The 20,672-nt window shown below is 52.4% G+C and carries 26 protein-coding genes; 24 read left to right on the plus strand and 2 right to left on the minus strand.

Annotated features, from left to right (window positions below; all coding sequences use genetic code 11):
- Nucleotides 1-56: 56 nt before the first annotated feature.
- The 7 genes from B9D94_RS04255 to B9D94_RS04285 all read left to right on the plus strand — a co-directional run bounded on the left by B9D94_RS04255 (nt 57) and on the right by B9D94_RS04285 (nt 5,843).
- Nucleotides 57-686 carry an ECF transporter S component gene (locus B9D94_RS04255; RefSeq protein WP_036644649.1) on the plus strand — a complete coding sequence of 210 codons (630 nt, stop codon included), beginning with the start codon at nt 57-59 and terminating at the stop codon, nt 684-686.
- The gene (locus B9D94_RS04260; RefSeq protein ID WP_081742877.1) at nt 679-2,355 is read left to right on the plus strand and encodes an ABC transporter ATP-binding protein; all 1,677 of its coding nucleotides are present in this window, start codon (nt 679-681) and stop codon (nt 2,353-2,355) included. The genes B9D94_RS04255 and B9D94_RS04260 overlap by 8 nt, the downstream gene beginning before the upstream one ends.
- On the plus strand, nt 2,352-3,158 hold the full coding sequence (locus tag B9D94_RS04265) for an energy-coupling factor transporter transmembrane component T family protein (protein WP_148246504.1): 807 nt from the start codon (nt 2,352-2,354) through the stop codon (nt 3,156-3,158). Before B9D94_RS04260 ends, B9D94_RS04265 begins: the two co-directional genes overlap by 4 nt.
- Before the next feature lie 223 nt (nt 3,159-3,381).
- Entirely contained in the window at nt 3,382-3,951 is a 570-nt protein-coding gene (locus B9D94_RS04270) for a TetR/AcrR family transcriptional regulator (RefSeq protein ID WP_036644645.1), read from the plus strand.
- A gap of 4 nt (nt 3,952-3,955) precedes the next feature.
- On the plus strand, nt 3,956-4,315 hold the full coding sequence (locus tag B9D94_RS04275; protein ID WP_006212555.1) for a DMT family transporter: 360 nt from the start codon (nt 3,956-3,958) through the stop codon (nt 4,313-4,315).
- Nucleotides 4,316-4,459: 144 nt separating this feature from the next.
- Entirely contained in the window at nt 4,460-5,056 is a 597-nt protein-coding gene (locus B9D94_RS04280; protein ID WP_036644642.1) for a LysE family translocator, read from the plus strand.
- Between the two features lie 7 nt (nt 5,057-5,063).
- Nucleotides 5,064-5,843 (plus strand): AraC family transcriptional regulator, encoded by a 780-nt coding sequence (locus tag B9D94_RS04285; RefSeq protein WP_148246505.1) that lies wholly within the window; start codon nt 5,064-5,066, stop codon nt 5,841-5,843.
- A gap of 318 nt (nt 5,844-6,161) precedes the next feature.
- On the opposite strand, the gene B9D94_RS04290 is transcribed toward B9D94_RS04285, so the two are convergent.
- Nucleotides 6,162-6,587, minus strand: a complete 426-nt coding sequence (locus B9D94_RS04290; protein ID WP_006212552.1) for an ImmA/IrrE family metallo-endopeptidase — start codon at nt 6,585-6,587, stop codon at nt 6,162-6,164.
- Between the two features lie 78 nt (nt 6,588-6,665).
- The gene (locus B9D94_RS04295) at nt 6,666-7,085 is read right to left on the minus strand and encodes a helix-turn-helix domain-containing protein (protein WP_006212551.1); all 420 of its coding nucleotides are present in this window, start codon (nt 7,083-7,085) and stop codon (nt 6,666-6,668) included.
- 296 nt (nt 7,086-7,381) lie between these two features.
- On the opposite strand from B9D94_RS04295, the gene B9D94_RS04300 reads away from it, so the two are divergent.
- The 17 genes from B9D94_RS04300 (at nt 7,382) to B9D94_RS31870 (ending at nt 20,666) form a co-directional block, all read left to right on the plus strand.
- Nucleotides 7,382-7,858: an ArpU family phage packaging/lysis transcriptional regulator gene (locus B9D94_RS04300; protein ID WP_148246506.1), complete on the plus strand. Its 477-nt coding sequence runs from the start codon at nt 7,382-7,384 to the stop codon at nt 7,856-7,858.
- Nucleotides 7,859-8,357: 499 nt separating this feature from the next.
- Nucleotides 8,358-9,197 carry a hypothetical protein gene (locus B9D94_RS04305; protein WP_006212549.1) on the plus strand — a complete coding sequence of 280 codons (840 nt, stop codon included), beginning with the start codon at nt 8,358-8,360 and terminating at the stop codon, nt 9,195-9,197.
- A gap of 10 nt (nt 9,198-9,207) precedes the next feature.
- Complete coding sequence (locus B9D94_RS04310; RefSeq protein WP_006212548.1) at nt 9,208-9,417, plus strand: YqzN/YkzM domain-containing protein; 210 nt, start codon at nt 9,208-9,210, stop codon at nt 9,415-9,417.
- A 2-nt stretch (nt 9,418-9,419) separates the two neighbouring features.
- A complete protein-coding gene (locus B9D94_RS04315; protein WP_148246507.1) occupies nt 9,420-10,886 on the plus strand; it encodes a phage tail sheath family protein in 1,467 nt (488 codons plus the stop codon).
- A 96-nt stretch (nt 10,887-10,982) separates the two neighbouring features.
- Nucleotides 10,983-11,390, plus strand: a complete 408-nt coding sequence (locus tag B9D94_RS04320) for a phage tail tube protein (RefSeq protein WP_006212545.1) — start codon at nt 10,983-10,985, stop codon at nt 11,388-11,390.
- A 586-nt stretch (nt 11,391-11,976) separates the two neighbouring features.
- On the plus strand, nt 11,977-12,411 hold the full coding sequence (locus B9D94_RS04325; RefSeq protein ID WP_006212544.1) for a phage tail assembly chaperone: 435 nt from the start codon (nt 11,977-11,979) through the stop codon (nt 12,409-12,411).
- 23 nt (nt 12,412-12,434) lie between these two features.
- The gene (locus B9D94_RS31740) at nt 12,435-12,569 is read left to right on the plus strand and encodes a hypothetical protein (RefSeq protein ID WP_006212543.1); all 135 of its coding nucleotides are present in this window, start codon (nt 12,435-12,437) and stop codon (nt 12,567-12,569) included.
- Nucleotides 12,570-12,586: 17 nt separating this feature from the next.
- Complete coding sequence (locus B9D94_RS04330) at nt 12,587-14,365, plus strand: hypothetical protein (protein WP_063477716.1); 1,779 nt, start codon at nt 12,587-12,589, stop codon at nt 14,363-14,365.
- 66 nt (nt 14,366-14,431) lie between these two features.
- Nucleotides 14,432-15,076, plus strand: coding sequence for a LysM peptidoglycan-binding domain-containing protein (locus tag B9D94_RS04335; protein WP_006212541.1), 645 nt, complete (start codon nt 14,432-14,434; stop codon nt 15,074-15,076).
- Nucleotides 15,073-16,050, plus strand: a complete 978-nt coding sequence (locus B9D94_RS04340) for an XkdQ/YqbQ family protein (RefSeq protein ID WP_148246508.1) — start codon at nt 15,073-15,075, stop codon at nt 16,048-16,050. Before B9D94_RS04335 ends, B9D94_RS04340 begins: the two co-directional genes overlap by 4 nt.
- Nucleotides 16,043-16,432 carry a hypothetical protein gene (locus tag B9D94_RS04345; protein WP_036644632.1) on the plus strand — a complete coding sequence of 130 codons (390 nt, stop codon included), beginning with the start codon at nt 16,043-16,045 and terminating at the stop codon, nt 16,430-16,432. The genes B9D94_RS04340 and B9D94_RS04345 overlap by 8 nt, the downstream gene beginning before the upstream one ends.
- Complete coding sequence (locus B9D94_RS04350; protein ID WP_036644630.1) at nt 16,425-16,883, plus strand: DUF2634 domain-containing protein; 459 nt, start codon at nt 16,425-16,427, stop codon at nt 16,881-16,883. Before B9D94_RS04345 ends, B9D94_RS04350 begins: the two co-directional genes overlap by 8 nt.
- Entirely contained in the window at nt 16,883-18,037 is a 1,155-nt protein-coding gene (locus B9D94_RS04355) for a baseplate J/gp47 family protein (protein WP_148246509.1), read from the plus strand. The genes B9D94_RS04350 and B9D94_RS04355 overlap by 1 nt, the downstream gene beginning before the upstream one ends.
- Entirely contained in the window at nt 18,030-18,596 is a 567-nt protein-coding gene (locus tag B9D94_RS04360) for a YmfQ family protein (protein WP_006212536.1), read from the plus strand. The genes B9D94_RS04355 and B9D94_RS04360 overlap by 8 nt, the downstream gene beginning before the upstream one ends.
- A 1-nt stretch (nt 18,597) precedes the next feature.
- Nucleotides 18,598-20,136, plus strand: coding sequence for a phage tail protein (locus tag B9D94_RS04365; protein WP_006212535.1), 1,539 nt, complete (start codon nt 18,598-18,600; stop codon nt 20,134-20,136).
- A gap of 83 nt (nt 20,137-20,219) precedes the next feature.
- Nucleotides 20,220-20,528: a hypothetical protein gene (locus B9D94_RS04370; protein WP_148246510.1), complete on the plus strand. Its 309-nt coding sequence runs from the start codon at nt 20,220-20,222 to the stop codon at nt 20,526-20,528.
- Nucleotides 20,529-20,612: 84 nt separating this feature from the next.
- Complete coding sequence (locus B9D94_RS31870) at nt 20,613-20,666, plus strand: hypothetical protein (protein WP_138917815.1); 54 nt, start codon at nt 20,613-20,615, stop codon at nt 20,664-20,666.
- Nucleotides 20,667-20,672: the final 6 nt, after the last annotated feature.

Raw genomic sequence — 20,672 nt, forward strand, 5'->3', positions numbered from 1 at the left:
GACGGTTTTTTGTTGTGTTTACACAAAAATAGCGGTGGAGAGGGGTACAGGTTGTTATGGGAACATCAATGCAAGAGAAGTTGGGGGTTCAGCCCAGAAGAGGGCTGCGGTTAAGCGATATTTTGGTGACGGTGCTGGTATCGCTTGTGTTTGGCGTGATTTATCACTTCTGGGGGTCGGTCTATAATCTTTTTAAACCGTTGTTTTTTGAAGCGGATGAGCTGCTCTACGGCATGTGGTTTGCGGCAGCTACGCTGGCTTATTTGTTAATTCGCAAGCCGGGCGTGGCCATCATCGCGGAAGTGGCTGCGGCCCACGTGGAGGTGCTGTTTGGCAGCGGCTGGGGATTGACTCTATTGTTATATGGCTTGATTCAAGGACTGGGGGCAGAGTTGGTATTCGCGGCGTTCCGCTATCGGAGTACCTCAGCGTGGACCTTGGTGATTGCCGGGGCCGGAGCGGCCATCGGTTCGATGATGATGGACTTTTATTACAGCTATACGGATGATCTGCAGACATGGATGTTCCTGGCCAAATACGGTATGCGGGTAATCAGCGGTGCAGTTATTGCAGGTCTGTTAATGCTGCTCTTGGCCAAGGCGCTGGATCGCACAGGCGTAACGTCTCTGCTGCGTCCCGCGTCGAAGAAGGATTACGAAGCGCTGGATGATGCGCGCCATGTCTAATGCCACGGTAAGCCTATTTCCGGCTCAGTCCGCTGAGGTTCAACAGGAGCAGGCTGTGCAGGTGGAGGGACTGCGCTTGAAGTATCCCGGGGAAGAGAGGCTGATGTTCAAAGATCTCTCGTTCTCGGCAGCCCGCGGGGAAAAGGTGCTGCTGCTTGGTCCGAGCGGATGCGGCAAATCCACGCTGCTCCAGGTGCTTAGCGGAATGATTCCCCGCGCTACGGAAGTGCCGATGAAGTGTGAGGCACAGATTGTCCCGCGCTCCTGGGGATACGTATTTCAAGACCCGGATACGCAGTTTTGTATGCCGTATGTGGATGAGGAGCTGGCCTTTGTACTGGAGAATCTGAGTATTCCCCGAGACGAGATGAAGGAACGGATGCAAGCGGCGCTGCATGAGGTAGGGCTGAATTTGGAGGAGCTTCATCTGCCGATCGGCCATCTGTCGCAAGGGATGAAGCAGAGGCTGGCGCTGGCTTCCGCCCTGCTGCTGGAGCCGGAGGTGCTGTTCCTTGACGAGCCGTCCGCACTGCTTGACCCGGAAGGACGGGAGCAGATCTGGGATGCGGTGAAATCCGTATCGGAAGGACGTACACTGATCATCGTCGAGCACCGGATCGAAGAGATGGCGAAATACGTGGATCGTGTCGTTCTGTTCAGTCCGGATGGCGTTATTCTGGGCGATGGACCGCCGGCGGCAGTATTTGCTAAGTATGAGTGCGAGCTTAAATCCTATGGAATCTGGTATCCCGGCGTGTGGGAAGATTATGCTCAGACCCGGGCCGGCCGGGAATTGTTTGCTCCGGTTGATGCCTATGGCGAAGATCTGGGGAATCTCCTGCACGAGGCTGCCCTGCCTTACCCTTTAGATGGAGAGCCTGTGATCCGTTTAGAGGATTTCAAGGGACTGAGATGGGATAAACCTGTGATTTCTCTCCCTTCGGCAGAAGTTTATCGGGCAGAATTTATTGCGGTGGTAGGGCCGAACGGAGCGGGGAAAAGCTCGTTTCTTCTCAGTCTGATGGGACTGCTGCGCGCGCAAGGGACCTACGTGCTCTGCGGGGAAGAGGTTGTGCAAGGCAAGGCGAGAAAGGTGCGGAAGAAGAGAGAACAGCAGCTCCGTCAAATCGGATTCGTGTTTCAGAATCCGGAGCTTCAGTTTCTGACGGAGCGTATTGGCGACGAGGTTGTTTACTCCTTACTGGTGGATAACATGCCTGCGGAGGAAGCGAAGGCCCAAGCCGATCGCTGTCTCGAACGCTTCGGACTAAGCGGAATGGAGAACAGGCATCCCTATCAGCTGTCAACCGGTCAGAAGCGGCGCTTAAGCGTTGCCACTGCGATGGCCAGACAGCCGGAAGTTCTGCTCCTGGATGAGCCGACCTTCGGTCAGGACGCGCGGAATACGTTTGCGATTCTGGAGATGTGCGAGCGGCTGCGCCGCACGGGAACCGCCATTCTCATGGTGACCCATGAGATGGAGATTGCGCAGCGGGTCGCCACGCATATATGGGAAATTCGGGAAGGTCAGCTGACCTCGAGCATGGCTTCACCCCGATTGTGTACCGGTGCGGAATCCCGGCAGGAGGATGATGGATTGAACCGGGCCGGAGAATCCTACGATCCCTCCTCCGCAAGCGCAGCTCACCTCACGGGGGTGAATTCATGAATATATGGAACCCTGTACGGATCACTTGGCTGCACCGGGCCAATCCGGTGGTGAAGCTCGGCCTTATTTTTGCCCTCTTTTTCATGACGGTGCTGACCCATGATCTTGATTTCATGATGTATCAGGCACTGGTATTTATGGTCTGTCTGGTGGTGCTGAGTGGGGTTAAACCGTGGAAGATGCTGCTCTTCTTCATTCCGTTTCTGCTTGCCTTTATATCTTCGTCCTCTTCCATGATGCTGTTCGGCAAAGGGGAGACTCTCTGGTGGGAGTGGGGGTTGTTCCGGGTATCGGAAGAAAGCTTCTACCGGGGACTGCATCTGGGGTTTAAGGGGATTGCTTTTGCCTCGGAGGGACTGCTCCTTGTAACGACAACGTCCTCCGTGGATTTATTCTACAGCCTGATGCAGAGGCTGCGGCTTGCGCCCAAGTATGCGTACAGCTTCATGGCTTCGATACGGCTTCTGCCCATGGTGTGGGAGGAGTTTGTGATTCGCCGTCAAGCCTTGAAAGTAAGGGGAGTTCGCCCGATTCGGGGCGTGCGTGACATGGTCAACCGTGCGGGGATGTACGTGGTGCCGCTGCTGGCGCAGAGCATCCGCCGGGCACACCGGGTGGCTGCGGCAATGGAGGCGAAGCAGTTTAACGGGGACCAGGTGAAGGCCCGGACGTATTATTATCCGTCACGTTATTCGCGGTATGATCTGCTGGTGATCGGCTTGCTGGCGGCCGCAGCCTGCTGCGCTTATGTGGCAGCCGGGTATTTTCCGTGGTTCGAGATTGGCGATGTGCGCTTTGATTAAGAAGAATTCATTTTGCAGCAACTAAGCCGGGGATATCCTGAAGGGTCTTTATGGACCTTTTGGGATATCTTTTTTTGGTGGGATTTCAAGGCTATACCTGAGTGTGGAACAGGCCATTCTTCATATTTTTGTAAGGATGTCTGGATTTAATGCCGAGTTTGGCGTTATAATACTATTGGTACTGATATAGTATTTATAGTACCAGAAGCGGGGGAGTATTCACTTGCGTGAGCGAATATTGAATGAAACGATGCGATTGATTCAGCGGCAGGGCTTCACCTTCACCGTTAGTGACCTGGCCCGAGAACTTGCCATCAGCAAACGGACGATTTATGAGCATTTCTCTTCCAAGGAAGAGATTGTTGAACATATCATTGATGGAATGATCCGGCATATCCAGGAACAGGAACGTGACATTGCAGCGGATGAGGAGCTTACCATTCCGGAGAAGCTTCGCCAAATTCTGATCTGTCTGCCTCAGGAGATGGAGAAGATGGATTTGGGGATGCTGCCGGATTTGAAACGGTCGCATTATCCGCAATGGGAGAAGCTGGACACCTTTTTCAGAGAAGAATGGGGTATTGTCAGCGAGCTGATGGAGCAGGGGATGGCGGAAGGAAGTCTAAAGAGAATCCATCTGCCGGTGTTCATTGATCTGTACCTCGGGTCGCTTCATCAGATTTATGACTCGAGAGCGACGGTTAAGCATCAATTGCCGCTGGGAGAACTGCTGGAGTCCATCATGGATATATTACTGTTTGGCATCGCCGCGGATAAACGGGAGGGGTCGTAAGATTATGCATTGGTTGTATTTAGGTTTGGCGATTGTGTTTGAGGTGGCGGGTACCCTGAATATGAAACTGTCGGAAGGGTTCAGCAAACCGCTGCCCAGCGTGCTGCTGGTTGTATTCTACATCTGCAGCCTGAGCTTTCTGACGCTGAGTCTGAAGCAGATTGAAATCTCGGTGGCATATGCGATTTGGTCAGGTCTTGGCATTCTTATTATTACGCTTATCGGATATATGTTTTTTGCGGAGCAGATCAATGGATTGAAGGTCTTCTCCATCCTGCTTATAATTGCGGGTGTAGTGCTGCTGAATTTGTCAGGCAGCGCGCATGCGCAGGAACAGCCAAGGATTCATCAGTCCGGCAACTAAGTGCGTCAACCATATAGGATTCTTAGAGAAGAGCTGTGCCAAGTGCTTGGTGCGGCTCTTGTTCTGCTGCAATAATGTACTATGCCCCGCAGCGCAACCGGCTCTATAATGGCAAAGGAAATTCCTTTGTAAGGAGCTATCATCATGAACCTTTCGTCGTTTTTTATTTACTGTGTCATTGTGGCGTTCTCGCCGGGGCCAGCGAATATCGTCATATTGGCCTCTGTTCAAAATTCTGGCATGAAAAAGACGCTGCGCTACATTGCCGGAGCATCGATTGCCTTTTTCCTATTAATTGTCGCTTCGGTTGTATTAGGTCAATTGCTGACGTCCAGCATGCCTTTCATTCTGCCGGTGCTGCGAATTGCGGGCTGCCTGTTTATGCTGTATCTTGCATATCAAGTGTATACCATGGATGTATCCAAGTCGTCCGGTAACCAAACGACATCCTTCACATCCGGTTTTCTTATGCAGTTTCTCAATCCGAAGGTGGTGCTGTTCACCCTCACGGTTATTCCGAGTTATGTCATGCCATATTATACGGCAGGCCCTGTCATCTCTGCGTTTGTTGTTGCGGTATCACTAATCGGGCTGTCTGCGTACATGACCTGGGCGGTGTGCGGTAGCCTTTTTCAAGGAATTATGCAAAAATATCGGAGAACGACCAACACGATTCTGGCTTTGTTTCTGCTGTATTCGGCAATCGTCGTATCTGGCATACCTGAGCTCATAAAGGGGTGATGGAAAGATGGAGCAGTTTATCTATAAAAAAGCGGTAGGCATTACGGCGCTGTCCGCGAGCCTGACTGATTTTAAATACAAAAAACATTACCACGAGGAGTATGCCCTTGGCGTAACCCTGCGCGGCATTCAGAAATACTCGCTGGATGGCAGTCAGCAGGCTTCCTACCAAAGCGGGGTGATGCTGTTCCATCCAGAGCAGAATCATGATGGCTGGTCGCAGGAACGGACGGGTATCGACTATGTCATGATCTACATTCATCCTGAGCTGTTCCTGGAATTGATCGAGAAGAAGGATATTGTCCGTTTTCAGTCCCCGGTTGTGTATCATGCCGGACTTCGGCAAAGCATCCTGGACGTGACAAAGTCGATTTTCACCGGTCGACCGGAGGCAATGAGCAGCGAGCTGCTGCTGGGTTTGGCGGGACATTTTAACGAGCATATTCTGAACCCGGACGGCAGGAGGGACACCATCTTTACCCGGAAGGCAAAAGAATTGATGCAGGGTCACCTGGACCATGTTCTAAGGCTGGACGAATTAAGCGGGGAGTTCGGGATGTCGAAGTATCAGTTCATCCGTTCCTTTAAAGCGAATACGGGGCTCTCGCCTTATCAGTACTATCTGAACTGCAAAGTGGAGCGCGCCAAACATCTGATTGAGGACAGCAGGGATGTCTATCAGGCTGTTACCCAGTGTGGCTTCACAGACCTTGCCCATCTGAACCGACATTTCAAGAATGTGTACGGCACAACGGCGTTTGACTACATGTCCCACCTGGATAAGTAAGGGACAGCCGCGTATTTCAGGCGATGCGTGGCATTCGTGCATCATCTCCGTTCTAATGTGTATAGAATGTAAGAGGGACCGTGCGCTAACACGATCCCGGGATACAAGGTACCGCTATAAGGGCGGCCTTGCTATGGGAAATCCGATCAGAAATAGACCGCTATCCTGACCAAAGGACGGTCTATTTCTTTTTATGTAAGGAAAGTATGAACACAACCAGCGGTGCAAATGAAATCATTCGCGTCACTTTTTAGGTCTGATTTCAAGTTTGTTTAGAGCTTTGGCATATGGATATACATATTCAGAACGTATGTTCGATTAAAGTCTAAAAAAATATAGCATTTCCTGTGGGATGCCAGCCCGTAGATAGAATTCGTGCAAGGATTCTCCCGGTCCCGGGGCCAGATTGGCCGTCAACAGGGCGATGGCAAAACGGTTGGCCTGCCGCTCCAGTTTGCCGGGGCTGAAATAGGAATGCTCCTCCAGAAAAAAACGGCTGATTCCCTTATGGAGACGATCATGTCCCAGCTCATGGGCGCACACAAAGCGCTGCCAAGGTGGTGGCAGCTGATTATGAATGACGATGAATCTCCGTCTTAATTTACGGAAATACAGCCCTTTGGTCGTCTGGCCTAAATCTGCAAATCGAATATGTATGCCCAGCGAAGCCGCAATTTCAAAAGGGCAGTTGGTATGATGTTTTTTGATCAGCTGGCGGATTACGGGTTGTAATTGATCATCCATGCCGGTTCACCTGCAATATTGGTATTGGTTGAATCGTAGTAATCGGTATATAGCTCCTTATTATGTAGATTTAGTAGATTATTTCTTGCGTTTGTTCATCTGTTTGGCTTCCCAGAACAGTCCGGTCAGCACGTCCTTGATGCGCTGCTTGTCCTCTTCATTCAGAGGGACGCCATCAAACATCAGCTCACCGTCATCCTCAAGCATTTTCTTAAAATCCCGTTTGTCCCTGGAGGTTGCCCAAGCGGGAGCCGATATTTCATCTTGATGTGCGGCATCCGTCGGCAGATAGCCTGCTTTATTCATTAGCTCTTCGTAGGGGATTTCAAGCGCATCGGCAATCTTGCGCAAGGTTTGCGGCTTGGGTATGCCCCGCAGCCCGTTCTCGATACGGGAGATCTGTGATCCGCTGATGTCAGCGGCGTGTGCCAGCTGATTGATGCTCCAGCCTTTGTCCTCCCTGATCTCTTTCAAGTATGTTCCAAATATGTGATCCACGTTCCGGCCACTCCTCACCATAGTCCATCTGAGACATCTACCCCTAGTATAAACACATTCACAATCTTTGCCAACAGGTAAAATAAAAGAGAGGATTATTGCCAAAAGGCAAGAAAACGAGAGTTATGATCCCTATTTTCGTGAAAAGTTCACCCTTTTGATGGTTTACGTCTCTCTCCAAATAGTGGTATATTAATGAAAAAATACGAACAATATACGAACGTAAGAATGAGACCACCTTCTGCCAAATGGCAAATTAAACTTTGAAAATGACATTCAAAAGGGAGTGTTTTAAAATGAATCCATTTTTACCGGAATTAGATCGCAGAAAAACCCAGCATGCCGTTGAGGCGATATTCGAGAAATATCGTATCTATAAAACCATTACATTCGAAGTAAGAGAGGTAAGCGTCACCGCTTCCTACATGGAACGGTTCCATGGGCCAACCAACGTAACCTCGGATCAAACGGCGAAGGTCGCTATATATAATGTAGATGTTCCAGCGGCGAGGAAGCAGTATTGCGAGACCATCGAATCGATTGTGGAACGGCTTGGCGAGCGGGAACAGCTCCTGATCCGGGAACGGTATATGAAGCATGACGACGTATTTGATTACAAGGTGTACAACCATATCCTCGAACCGCCGGTCAGCAAGGATACGTATACGAAGATCCGCACCCGGGCATTCTATAAACTGGCCTTGGCCTTGGCGGACAGGGGATTGCTGAAACTGAACGAGTTGGAAAAAGCCATGAAAAGCACACGGAGCTGAGCTGATACATGTCCAGCTAGAACAGCATATGGAAGTTTGAGCTGATACACGCTCAGCTAATGGATCCAGGCAAACGATAACCGGAGCACCTCTAAGAGGCGCTTCGGTTTTTTTGTTTCAAGATGTGTGCAGTTTACCATGATGTTAGAACTCAAAGGAGGTTGTGGATTATACAATAAATAAGAACAAGTGTTCTTACTTTTTTCCGCCGACAATCCACTTTAAGTTCCGCTTTAACCGTCCAACGATACGTCAGCGTATCCGATTTAGGGGTGTAAGATTGTATTATCGGGAATGAAGCAAAAGAGCATACCGAACACGCATCGTGTAGATGTAGGCCGGCCTTGTAGAGGACCGGTTTTTTGCTTTCGGATGAGTTTCGATTGCTTCATTTTCGATCCCTATATGAACAGAAAGGAGGGGCCGTGTTGCACAATGTGATCGTAGTGACAAGCTGCCTGTCCGATGAACGAGCGGAAGCCGTCCGGCAATCTGCGGAATGAGAGGGGCGGTCAGGCAGGCCGTTGTAGGCATCATTCCGGAGCTTGAAGGCCGCGTGTATGATGTATACCCGCCGGATGGGGCCGTTGAGCCTCTTTTTGCGGCCATCACGCTCGGTGAGGACGTATGGAAATCCTCATGGGCGGGGTACCGGCAGGTGGTTCGCTTGAAGCTGTATGCGAATCCTTCCGAATTGCTGCAGCTGGATCGCTGGGCGAATCAATTAATTCCGGGACTTCACCGCAAGCGGGTTACCGGAGCAGACGGGAACAGCTTCAAGCTGCATTATTTGGGTGTGCCGGAAGCCGACAAGTTCGATCCATCCACAGGCAAAATGATCCGAATCATGCGATTCGGTGTCTATGTGCCGGAGCTTTCAGGAGCTGGTTTCACCGGACAGCCTGACGAATGGCTGAGTGCGCTGGCAGCCTGGACGGGAGATGTGCTGGGCAATTCCTGGAGCATCTACCACACGGCATGGCCGGCAGGGCGGGACGATTGCGCCATGTTATGGCGGATGACGGGTTGTGAGACCCGAATGGCGGGTGCTTCGATGGTTGAGGTCCGCAAAACCTTCACCGGGCACATCGCCGCTCTGGATTCCGGAAGCGAGCAGCTCACCGCTGTAAGGCTTGTGGAGGAGCTGGGCACCCAGGTTCAGCTGCTGCTGGATTCACAGAATCGCCGCTATGCATCGGTGGTTGAGATTGCGAGCGATATGCAAGCCGATCCCATTCTCGACGGACAGCTGAAGCTGACCCTGGCGCAGCGGAAGCTGCGTTCACCGGAAGAAGCAGCCTTGATCAGGCGCGTTAACATTCAACCTATTTTAAAGTGAGGTGGCCACAATGGCTGTGAAAAAAACAAACAAGGCGGAAGCCCAGAGCAGCAGCGCTCCGCGATATGCACTTGCAGAGCTTAAAGCACACGCCAAGGAATTGTTCGAGGTTCGGACGGAAGTGCTCGCAGGCGCCATGTATGGAATTGACGGAGCGTTGTTCACGGTAGCCGAGGTCAAAGAAAAAATCCAACAATTTATGAAAGCGAAGGTGGTCTAATCATGGCGGGTGGAACATGGGAAAGTACAAATAAACCGGTATTGCCGGGGTTGTATATGAATTTCAAGGCGGCGGCCGCTTCGGCGATCTTGGGCGGAGCCCGAGGTACGGTCGTTGTGCCGGTCAAGGCCAATTGGGGACCGGTGCGCGAATTCGTAGAAATCGGAAGCGAGTCTGCGATTGCCGACCTGTATTCTGTGGATAACCAGGACGGGGCAACGGCCTACGAGACGCTTTACCTGGCCTTGCTCGGCGGTCCGAAGAAGCTGCTGGCTTATCGCCTGGCAGATAACACAGCAGCCGCGGCAACTGTTACGCTTCAAAATGCGGAGGCCACGCCATCCGATGTGCTGAAGCTCACGGCTAAATACCCGGGCAGCCGGGGCAACGGCTTCTCGGTCAGCGTTCAGCCGTCGCTGATTGATCCGGCAGCCCGGGAGCTTCGCATCTATGAAGGCGCCAAGCTGCTGGGTTCTTACACAAGTGAAGACGGTTCAGCCGCTTCGATTGCGGCTCAGATCAATGCGGATGACGCGAATCTCTGGGTAACGGCTGCAGCGCTGGATGCTGCCGGTATTCCCGCCGATGTGAGCGGTGCCATGCTGTCCGGAGGCAAGAGCGGCAACGGCAGCCTGACCAACGCGGATTACATCGAGATGCAGGATGCGGTCGAAGGTCAGGAGTTCAACGTGCTGGCACTGGATTATGCGGCCGATATGGCTCTGCTGCAAAGCTTTGCCGCTTGGGTGAAGCGCCTCCGCCAAGAGGGACGCGGCGTGCTGGCGGTGTTCGGAGGGAGCGCTGCGGACGATACCTCCAAGGATGCAGCAAAACTGGCGGCAGATCGTTCGCTTGCATTGAACCACGAAGGGATTATCAATGTCGGTACGGGCGTGCGGCTGTCCGGCGTGAACTACAGTTCCGCCCAAACCGCTGCTTATGTTGCCGGGCTCATTGCCGGCCAACGCTTGAATCAATCTGCTACATACGCGGTAACGCCTTTTGAGGATGTGACCCGGCGCTGGACACGCTCCGAGCAGGAGCTGGCCGTACGCAGCGGTGTGTTCGTGCTCTTCTATGACGGACGCCAGGTAAAAGCGCTGCGCGGAATCAACACACTGGTGAGTCCGGCAGAAGGTCAAAACAATGCCTGGAAAAAAATCCGTTCGATCCGCGTCATGGATGCGATCCATGCGGATTTGCAGCTGGCTGCCGAACAAACCTACATCGGCAAGGTAAACAACACGGAGGAAGGCCGACTCGCATTGATTGGCGCCGTGAAGGAATATCTCGCTTCGTTGTCGCTCAGCAATGTCATTGAGCCTGATGGCTATGACGTCATTCTCGATCCGTCCTATTATGGCGATTCCGCCGTGAACACGCCGGAACCCGATCAGGTCTTCCTGCAGTGGAACGTGAAGCTGACCGACGTGATGGAGCAGCTGTTTGGAACATTCTACGTGCAGTAAATGGGACGTTATTGAACTTGTTTTTCAAGAGGGTATGAACGACCACAGGGTCGTCATCTATCCATTAAAACCTAACCATTCGAGGAGGAACTTAACATGTTGGATGCTTCAAGAGTCATTATGGGGACATATGGCCAGGCGTATATTGACGGGGTATGGCAGACGCATATTAACAAGCTGGAAGCCAGCGTGGAATTGGAGAAGCGCGAGCTGAAGCTGGTCGGGAACGACTGGACGGTGCACAAGAACGGCAGCAAAAAAGGAACGGGCACGATGACCGGCTACAAGGTCACCTCCGATATGATCTCCCGCGGCTTCACCAAATTCGATATCATCTCCAAGCTGGATGATCCCGAATCCTACGGTCATGAGCGCGTTCGCCTGATCCGCTGCATGCCGGACAAAATCCAGCTGGCCAACTGGACAGCGGGTGAGGAAGTGCAGGAAGAAACTTCCTTCACCTTCGAGGGGTATGAGCTGCTGGATCCGATTCAGGGGGATTAAGAGGGATAGACTAAATGTGTGCAAGTTGTAGAGTCGGGGTCTGTTCGTTTTAGGACGCCAATGGCTCCTCAGAGTGCAGCGTGTCCCCTTTACGGGTGTACTTCTATTTGTGTCTTTTGAGTAGCGGACTCTGGTTCCGTTATGTCTTGGGATATTGCCATAATTTTAGATTTAGCGGACATGAGATGCGCTATTGGGTCTATTATTGGCACTTTTATTGTGTTTTCGCGGAAATAGCGGATCGTGGGTCCGTTCAGTTCCTAAAAACAACCCATTTATTCGAAATAGCGTCTGCTGGGTCCGCTTTAAGAGTAGGGTCCAAACGATGGGAGCCGGTGGCTAGCCGCTGGATGATTTTGATGAATGCTATGTTGGTTATGACAACTGAAGTTAAGCATAGAGGGAGTGGGTGCATGTACGGATTCGTTCTGCCCATTTCCTCATGCGTTTGAAGGTAGGGGATTATTAGCAGTTGTACACTACTGTACCCTTCAATCCTTCATCGGAACAGACATTGGCTCGCGCAGCAGCCCCATTGAGGGCACCGATTTGATTTGATTACTTGATTCATAAAGGAGATAGACGCATGAGTTTAAACGAGAACATGAGCGAAGAGCAAATTTTGGATGGTCTGTTTGAGGCGGCGGAGAAGCTGCCGGAGGAAACCGTACGCATTAAGCGGCTGGATATGCAGATGGTACTGCAAGGCTTGACCTCTAGTAAAGTGGACAGCATCCGCGAGCGCTGCACAGTCCGCCGGACGATCAAAGGCGCGGTGGACGAGAAGGTGGATACGGAGACTTTTAATGCATTGCTGATCTCCGAGGCCACCAGCAGCTTGTCCGTAAAGGGTCTGACGCTTAGCGGCTGGGGTGATTCCCGGATTACCAGCCGCTTGAAGCTGTCGGGCGGAGAGCAGGCGGTCCGCCGCATGCTGCTGGCGGGTGAACTGGATGCCGTAGGCGATAAGGTGCTGGAGCTTTCCGGCTTCGGGGTCGAGATTGCTGACCTAAAAAACTGATCGGCTCCGGGGGAATGACAACGATGCTGTACCATCTGTGGGTCCGGCATCACCTTCGTCCCGGAGATTTTTGGCTGCTGCCGCGAGGCGAGCGGCTGCTGCTGCTTGCCTTCTCCCAGGAGGAGATGGAGGGCATGGCCGGTCAGAGCTTGAAGTGAACAGGAGGTGAAATGAAATGGCTGAAGCCATGAACTACCGCATGAATCTGGTCATCGATCCGAAAAACGTGATCAAGGCCAACCGTGAGTTGCGGGCGATGGAGCGTTATTTTGAGCGGATCCAGGGACGCGTCATGCGTATCGGGCGCACCCGCATGGCGCCTGAAATCGTGCTGAAGGACAGCGCCTCGAAAGGGCTGGACAACCTGCTTGCCAAGATGCAGCGGGTGAAGTCGCAGGTGATCCAGGCCTCGGCCAATGTGAAGCTGAACGTGCAGAAGCAGATCGATACCAATCTGAACTTAAGTGTGCAGAAGCAAATCCAGGCGAGTGTTATGGTGGATTTGCGGGCATCGGGGCTTGATTTTACTCCCATGATCGATGCCTTGAAGGCGAATACGGAGGCTGTGATTCAGCTTACGAGTTCGCTTGGGGCGATAAAGCCTGCAGGCGGGAGCGGGAAAAAATCTGGTTGGGATACGGCGATAGGTATATTGGGGAACGTAGCGTTGGTTGGTTCCACTATGCGTGGCACGGGCCAAATGAAAGATAAACACCAGAAGATGCGCGAGGCCTGGAGTAAAGATAAACCTGCTGATAACAAGCCCGCTGAGGTCAACAAAGAACGAAGGGTAGGCTCCAGAAATAGGGGGCGTCAGGCGAATCAAAACACGGCTGCTGTTCCCAAAACTGAACAAGCGGAGAAACCTTTAACGAAGTGGGGCAAGGCTTTTAACAGAGCTGAAAAAACAGGGGACTTTATAGAAAACGTTGGATCAACGGGAAAGGGGGCAGTGGAATTACTTAAGAAGGCCTCAGATTTTGCCAAGGATATGTTCGGCGGCGGTGGTGCCAGCGGCATCGTTTCCGGAGGTTTGGCAGGTGCTAGCAAGACGGGTGCAGGATCAGACGCCGTAAAACAGGCGGCCGATGGCAGCACAGCAAACGCAGTGAAAAATGCCGGCAAAAACGGCCTAGGCTCCGGTTTAATGAAGGGTCTTGGTAAACGGGCCCTTGGTCCGTTAGGATATATAGCCGATGCGGCCGCAATCGCTACCGCTAAACCAGGGAAAGAGCGCAATCAAGCCATGGGCTCTGCCGTTGGCGGCGGCATTGGAAGCACAATTGGCGGAATTGTCGGCTCCGTGATCCCGGTTGCAGGGACCTTGATTGGATCGACGCTCGGCGGCACCGTTGGAAGTTTTGTTGGCGAGAAGGTAGGCGGTGCCATAACGGGCATCAGCGAAAAGTTTAATGAGAGCAAGGAGAAGGTATCGGCATGGTTCTCCAAGACGTTTTCCTTTGGAAAAAAAGACGAGGAAGCAGTCAAGCCGAAGGAGGCTCCAAAGTCGCCGCCTCCTAATTCCAACGTGGCTGCTCTTCCTGCTCCCATCATTCCGAAACCAGCGCCGGCTGATTTCAACAAGCCGCTGCTGCCGAACCCAGCTCTGAATCCGATGTATGGTTCCTATGTGCCGCCTAGTCATGCTGCAAGCATGAGTACTTTTGGGCCGCCTGCAAGTGCTGCCCAGAACCAGGCTTTTGCCGGGAAGCCAACGTCCCCGCAGTCCGTTCAGATTAGTCCGGACCAGATGAGCACCATATCCGGCTTGCTGATGGACTTCAAAACGGAGACAACCGTCAACTACAATCTTCCTCCAGGTGCGGTGCAGGTTACGGTTCATGAGGAACACCCTGTCGATGTCGAAGGCTTGATCCTTCTGATTGGGCAGAGGCTGAGAGCCGAATTCAGCAAGGCGGCGCAGAACCGGAAGCCGACCCCGATGGCCTATTGAGGATAATCGATAATGACAGGCATGAAAGGGGCGGAACGCATCCATACAGAAAGGAGGGGGCCCAAGGTGGAGTTTCTTTTGAAGAATGGAAAGGGCATGACGTTCATATTCCCGGTTAATCCCGAAGAGGTGACCATTTCACGGCAAAAGGGCCTGGAAACGGCCACGATTCTTAACTATGGAGAGTTTGATTTTCCCCAGGGCAATCGGATCAAGGAGATTTCGTTTTCTTCATTTTTCCCGCAAGAGTATGATGCAGCATTCTGCAAGGGGGATAAGAAGGATCATATTAAACCCCAAACCGCGATGAATAAACTTAACGAGTTTCTGGCGTATAAAACGCCGCTGCAGTTCGTCATTACCGAGACGGCGGTGAATGTGCCGGTGTATGTTGCTTCCCATCAGTCCACGTTCCGTGGCGGCGAGGTCGGGGATGTGTATTTTGATATCACGCTTCGGACCTGGAGCGATATGAAGGTAGCCAAAACAGCGGGCAGCAGCGGGGCAGCGGGAGCGAATAAAAAGCCTCGGGCAGACATGAAGGAAAAGAACAAAACCTACATTGTGAAGTCAGGGGACTCACTCTCCAAAATCGCCAAGCTGGAGCTCGGGGACAGCTCAAAATGGAACCAGATCTACAAGCTGAACCAGAAGATGATCGGTAAAGATCCGAACGCCATCAAGCCTGGACAGAAGCTGGTGTTGTCATGAGTTACAAGGTGATTTTGCAGGATCAGTACGATTTATCTCCCTTAGTAGAAGCTATCCATCTGCGGGATTCGCTTGAACAAGTTGCCTATCAGGGGACCGTCAATCTGGTCGTAACGCCGGATATGCCGCCGATCTCGCCGGGAATGGCAATCCGTATCAGCGGAATTCCTTACGGCAAGAAGGATTATGTCCCCCTGCTGCACCCGGCTGTCGTGTGGGAAGTGGAAACTTCGAATAACGGGGTGAAGCGAATGACCCTCACACTGTACGACCGTACGGTCTATCTGGACAAATCAGAGGATGAGTACCTGTTCCCGGCGAAGCAGACGGCCACCCAGCGGTTCAAAAAGTACGCAGCCGACTGGAACCTAAAAATTGCGGTTTTGCCGGATACCGAGAAGCAGCTGGGACGTTCCGTTTACCGCACGCAGTCGATCTACGCAAGTATGTTCGCTGATCTGCGGGAAACGGCCAAAGCCGGCGGCAAGCTGTACCACCCGAGAATGATCTCTTCCGGGCTGGAGCTGTATGAGCTTGGAACGAATCGAGATGTGTATATCCTGGAGGCTTTAGCCGATACCACGCAATCGCGGACGCTGGAGGGTGCGGCGACCAAGGTCAAGGTGCTGGCAACGGCCGCAAGTGAGACGGGACAAGAGGTTCCGTCCAAGGTGATGGCGATTGAGGAAAAAGATATCGCTAAATATGGCCAGCTCCAGGCCATTATTCAAGATGATGAAGTGAAGTCGCCTGCGGCTGCCCGCCAGCTGGCTCGAAATAAATTGAGAGGAATTCGGGAGACCATTTCCCTCAATGCACCCGACATCAATACGATTCGCGCCGGTGATGCGGTGATTCTCGGTTCGATGAGGCTGCTCGTCATTTCCGTCAGTCGAGAGCTGGGCAGCCCCGGTAACATGATGTTGGAGCTGGGGAGTTACGACGATGTAAAAAGGAGGTTTTACCTTGAATAAAGACCCCTATGGACAACTGGCGTCCTCCCTGTATGCCTCATTAAACAAGCAAACTCGTCAAGCTGTGGGCGGCGTGGGGGCCGTGCTTGGCACGATAACCTCGACAGGACTCAAGCTGGATGATTTTAAGCATGAGCTGCAGGACTATATGGTGGCGGAGCTGCCGGGGTTGTTGTCCTTACCCCCTTATACGGCTGCTGGCAGCGCCAATCTGGGGGGCCAGCAGCAGGATATGACGTTCGATGTGGAAGAGCATGAAATGGAAGACACCCTTTTTCAATTGGGAAAAGGCTTGAAGCCGGGGGATCGTGTGCTCGCCGTTCGGGTCAACAGCGGCAATGACGTGGTGGTTGTGTGCAAGGTGGTGAGCAGCGGTGGCTAATTTATTTCCGGAAAGTGATGACATGATCTGGAGTGATGCCACGGATCCGGAGGTGCTGGAGGGAGACGGGGCTGTTTTTGGACGGAGCTGGCGGTATGATTTTGAAGCTGGCGAGTTTATTATGACACCCACCCGGAAGATTCCGGTTGCGGACGAGAAGGAAGCCTGGGTCATCTGGTGTGAAAAAGCGATTCGTACGCCGCGTTACCGTCATCTGATCTATACGCGGGATTACGGCAGCGAGCTGGAGGAGCTGGTCGGCAAAGGCTACGACCGTGCCTTGCTGGAAAGTGAAATTCAGCGCATGGTGACTGAGACGCTGCTGGCAGATGCGCGGACGGAGAGCGTGGACCAGTTTCTTTTTGCCTGGGAAGGAGAAGCTTGCCGTTTCAGCTGCCGTATTACGAGTGTCCGGGATGAAACGGAAATTATAGAAAGCGTGGTGATCTGATGGCAGACTTGCCGTTATATTTGCAGGATCAGACGGAAGAAAATATTATGAACCGCATGCTGAATCAAGTGCCTTCGGACATCGACAAGTCGGAGGGCTCTTTTATCTGGGATGCGCAGGCACCGGTGGCATTTATGCTGTCCGAGGCGGCCTTGTGGGCGCAGGAGCTGCTGCGGCGCGGCTTTGCAAGCACCGTGGCAAGTGATCGTCCGGAGATCAGGTCAGCCGAACTCGATCTGAGGACAGCAGAACATGGGATCACGAGACGAGAAGCGGTCGCTTCGTCTGGTAGTGCTGTGTTTACGGGAAAACCGGGGACAACAGTGCCTGCCGGAACTTATGTAGCCACACCGGCCGATGAAGGTTCCGGGGAGTCCTCGGTGGAATATATGACGATATCCGGCGTTACGCTGGGTGACTTGGGTACCGGCACGGCGGCAATTCGAGCCGTTACACCGGGCAGCAGCGGGAATGTTCCGGCAGGCGTTATTCAGCTTATGATGACGTCGGTCAGCGGCGTAGCATCGGTTACCAACCCGGAACCCACACGGAGCGGGACGGATACCGAAAGCGACCAGTCGCTGCTGGAGCGTTTTTACGCCAAGGTTCGCAGTCAGGGGACCAGCGGCAACAAAGCGCAGTATATGCTGTGGGCCAATGAGATTGCCGGTGTTGGCGGTGTGGAAGTGGCGCCGCTGTGGAAAGGGCCTGGTACGGTCGGGCTGTATCTTCTGGATACGGATAAGCGTGCGGCAAGCCAGGATATCGTAGATGCCGTTCAGCAGCACATTGACCCGTCCCAGGATGGGCAGGGGGAAGGCGTAGCCCCGGCTGGGCCGGTTATCACGGTGATGCCCGCAGCGGAAGTAGCGATAAATATTTCCGTCAAAGTGCAGCGCACGCAGGAGCAGCCCTCGACGATGGATGAAATCCGTAAGCTGATTGAGGACGGTGTTCGTTCATATTTACAGCAGATTGCTTTTAACAGGAAAGATCCGTTGGTTCGTTACACGCGAATTGCCGCTGTACTGCTGGATATTCCGATTATTGTGGACTACTCGGATTTGACAATTAACGGCCATACCGAGCAGCAAAATATTGAAATTGGCTCCGGTCAGGTAGCGGTGCTGGGGACGGTGAGCGTAAGTGAATAATGTCCGAATGAACAGCTTGCGCGGTCGCGAGCTGTTTTCTTATCTCCCGGCCTATTACGAGACCTCGCGCGTCATGTTATCCGATATGGATGCCAAGGGCAGCGAGTTGGACGCGCTATATCAAGCGCTGAATTCAGCGGCGGACCAGTTCTTTGTCCGTACAGCCACCTGGGGACTGGTACGCTGGGAAATGGAGCTCGGCATACCCACCGACCGGAACAAGCCGGTCGAGCAGCGGCGGGCGGTGCTGGAGTCCAAGCTGCGCGGAGCAGGAACCTTCTCCGGTGCGCTTGTGAAAAATGTGGCGGAGGCTTACGACGGCGGCACGGTCGAGGTATCCTTCCAGCCCGAGGAATGGGGCTTCACGGTTAAATTCGTGGATACGCTCGGAATCCCGCCGAATCTGGAGGATTTGAAGTCCGCGATCGAGGAGATCAAGCCGGCGCATCTGGCGGTGGCGTATGCGTTCAACTATTTGCTCATACGCGATATTCATGACGTGATGACTTTGGGCGAGCTGGGGCAGACGCCGTTAAACAAATTTGCAGGAGGTGTTTGAGTTGTCCAGTAACACACCGAATTTAGGACTGTTAAAGAAAGACCCGATGGTGGATGGCAATGAGACCTTTAACATCGAAACGATGCTGAATGAGAACTGGGATAAGGTTGATGAGGCGGTGGGGAATATTAAAGTTCCAGACGCTTCGTTGACGGAGAAGGGTATAGTGCAGCTCTCCAGTGCCACAAATGGTACGAGGGAGAATGTGGCGGCTACGGAGAAAGCGGTGAAGGATGCTGCTCTTCAGGCGAAATCATACACCGACCAACAGATTAGCCTGGTCACGGAAACAGGCATCCCGAAGCTGGTCAGCTACCCGCTATTGGTGACGGCCACAGCCGATAATCAGAAGGTATTCGAGATCCCGCTTGACCTTTTCGACGCTGACACTGACACCTTGCTAGTAGCAATTAATCGGGCTGCTCTGGACCCGACACAATACACCGTGACCAACACAGTCCGAAACGCTGCTGGGGAAGTCAGTCAGAGGGCGAAGATCACTCTTCTTTCCGGCGTGGCCTCAACGTCTGAGGTGACGATGGTAGTCCTGAAAAACGTTCCAATCGGCCCGGAGGGCGCGATCAATGGTGCAGTGCTGGCGATGGATTCTGTCCCGATCAATCGAGTAAATGGGCTGCAAGATCAACTAGACGGGGCTTTTCAAGCTGGCAATGAGCGAAAAGCGGAAGTGGTTGCCGCGCTTGTTGCCATCGGAGTACCGGCATCCACTAGTGAGACATGGGCGCTGCTGATCCCTAAGATATCGGCGGTGATCAGAGCAACGGGGAATGCAACGGCAGCGGATGTATTGGTCGGGAAAAGTGCTTCGAATGCTAGCGGCCCTTTCAATGGCGGTATGCCGAATCGCTCCGCCGAAAACAATTACATGCCTGGACTTGAATCAACGGTATGGGCGGGGGATCGCTTTTTTATCAAACCACCGCACGGTTATTATAACGGGACGACATGGGTAACGGCTGCAGTGCTGGGGTTGACTGCAAATAACCTGCGGGCCGGGGTTAATGTGGCGGGCTTGGTGGGGACGTTGTCGCCAGGCGACAGAAGTTTAGTAACCAATAATCCCATGCCAAAGAATATACCAAACCCTAACGCTTGGGTGTATCACGACTTGTTTACAATCCCACCGAGTGAGAGCTATATAGATGTGTACACAGCCGAAGACAATAATGTCCCTAAATTGCAGGCTCTGACGATGACAAACGAATTCAGCACTACAAAGACGGCTGCGCTAGTTCTTATTGACGATGCTGGAGTAGTATATACACTAAAAACATCGACATCAACTGGAGCACAGGTGATGGCCCAACTTACAGGGTTTGCTCTTGATCGAAAGCAACGCACCGGAACCATGTACGGTAGCGGCGCTGGAGGACCTGTGGGTGTGGCAATGCCTGCGATCCCAGCCAACTTTAAGCTGACGGGGACGTTGCGGTTCTGCAGCGCATCTATGTATCAGGGGAACGATAGCAGATCGACAGCTGAAGGATGGGCTAGATCTTTAGTGGTTCTAACAGCTTAAAATTAGGGAGAGAAATGGAAAATGTACGTCATATACCAAAAGACATCTGAGAAGACGGACAGGTTCAGGAAGAATTTTTTCCTATGCCGTCAGAAAAGAACCGGGAAGGTGTAGAAATTGATGTGCCTATGCTTTATCTCAAGATCATTTCAGATTTGACATCAAGACTGATGGTTGACTTGGAGAAAAATGAACTGTATTACGATTATTACACCCCGGAAACAATTGAAACCAAGGTGTCCGACTTACAACAAGTAAATGTAGAGCTGAACACAACCATGGGAACACTGCTAGTGGAAAGTGCTAACGGCAACGCAACAATTACATCTCTGGAGGATACGATAGGGACGTTATTCTTCGAAGTGGCCGCATTGGAAGGAGTTACAGAGTAGATTTGGTATTCGATAGTCAAGGGTTATTATGATAACTAACATCTGTTATAAAATACTGACAGCCTAATTTTCGTCGTGGCCAAGATGATCACTCCAGAAGAATACGAGCAAATCACAAATGTTGATTATGCAGCATAGTGCGCC

Source organism: Paenibacillus sp. Cedars (assembly GCF_003184205.1).
Taxonomy (GTDB): Bacteria; Bacillota; Bacilli; order Paenibacillales; family Paenibacillaceae; genus Paenibacillus_AQ; species Paenibacillus_AQ glucanolyticus.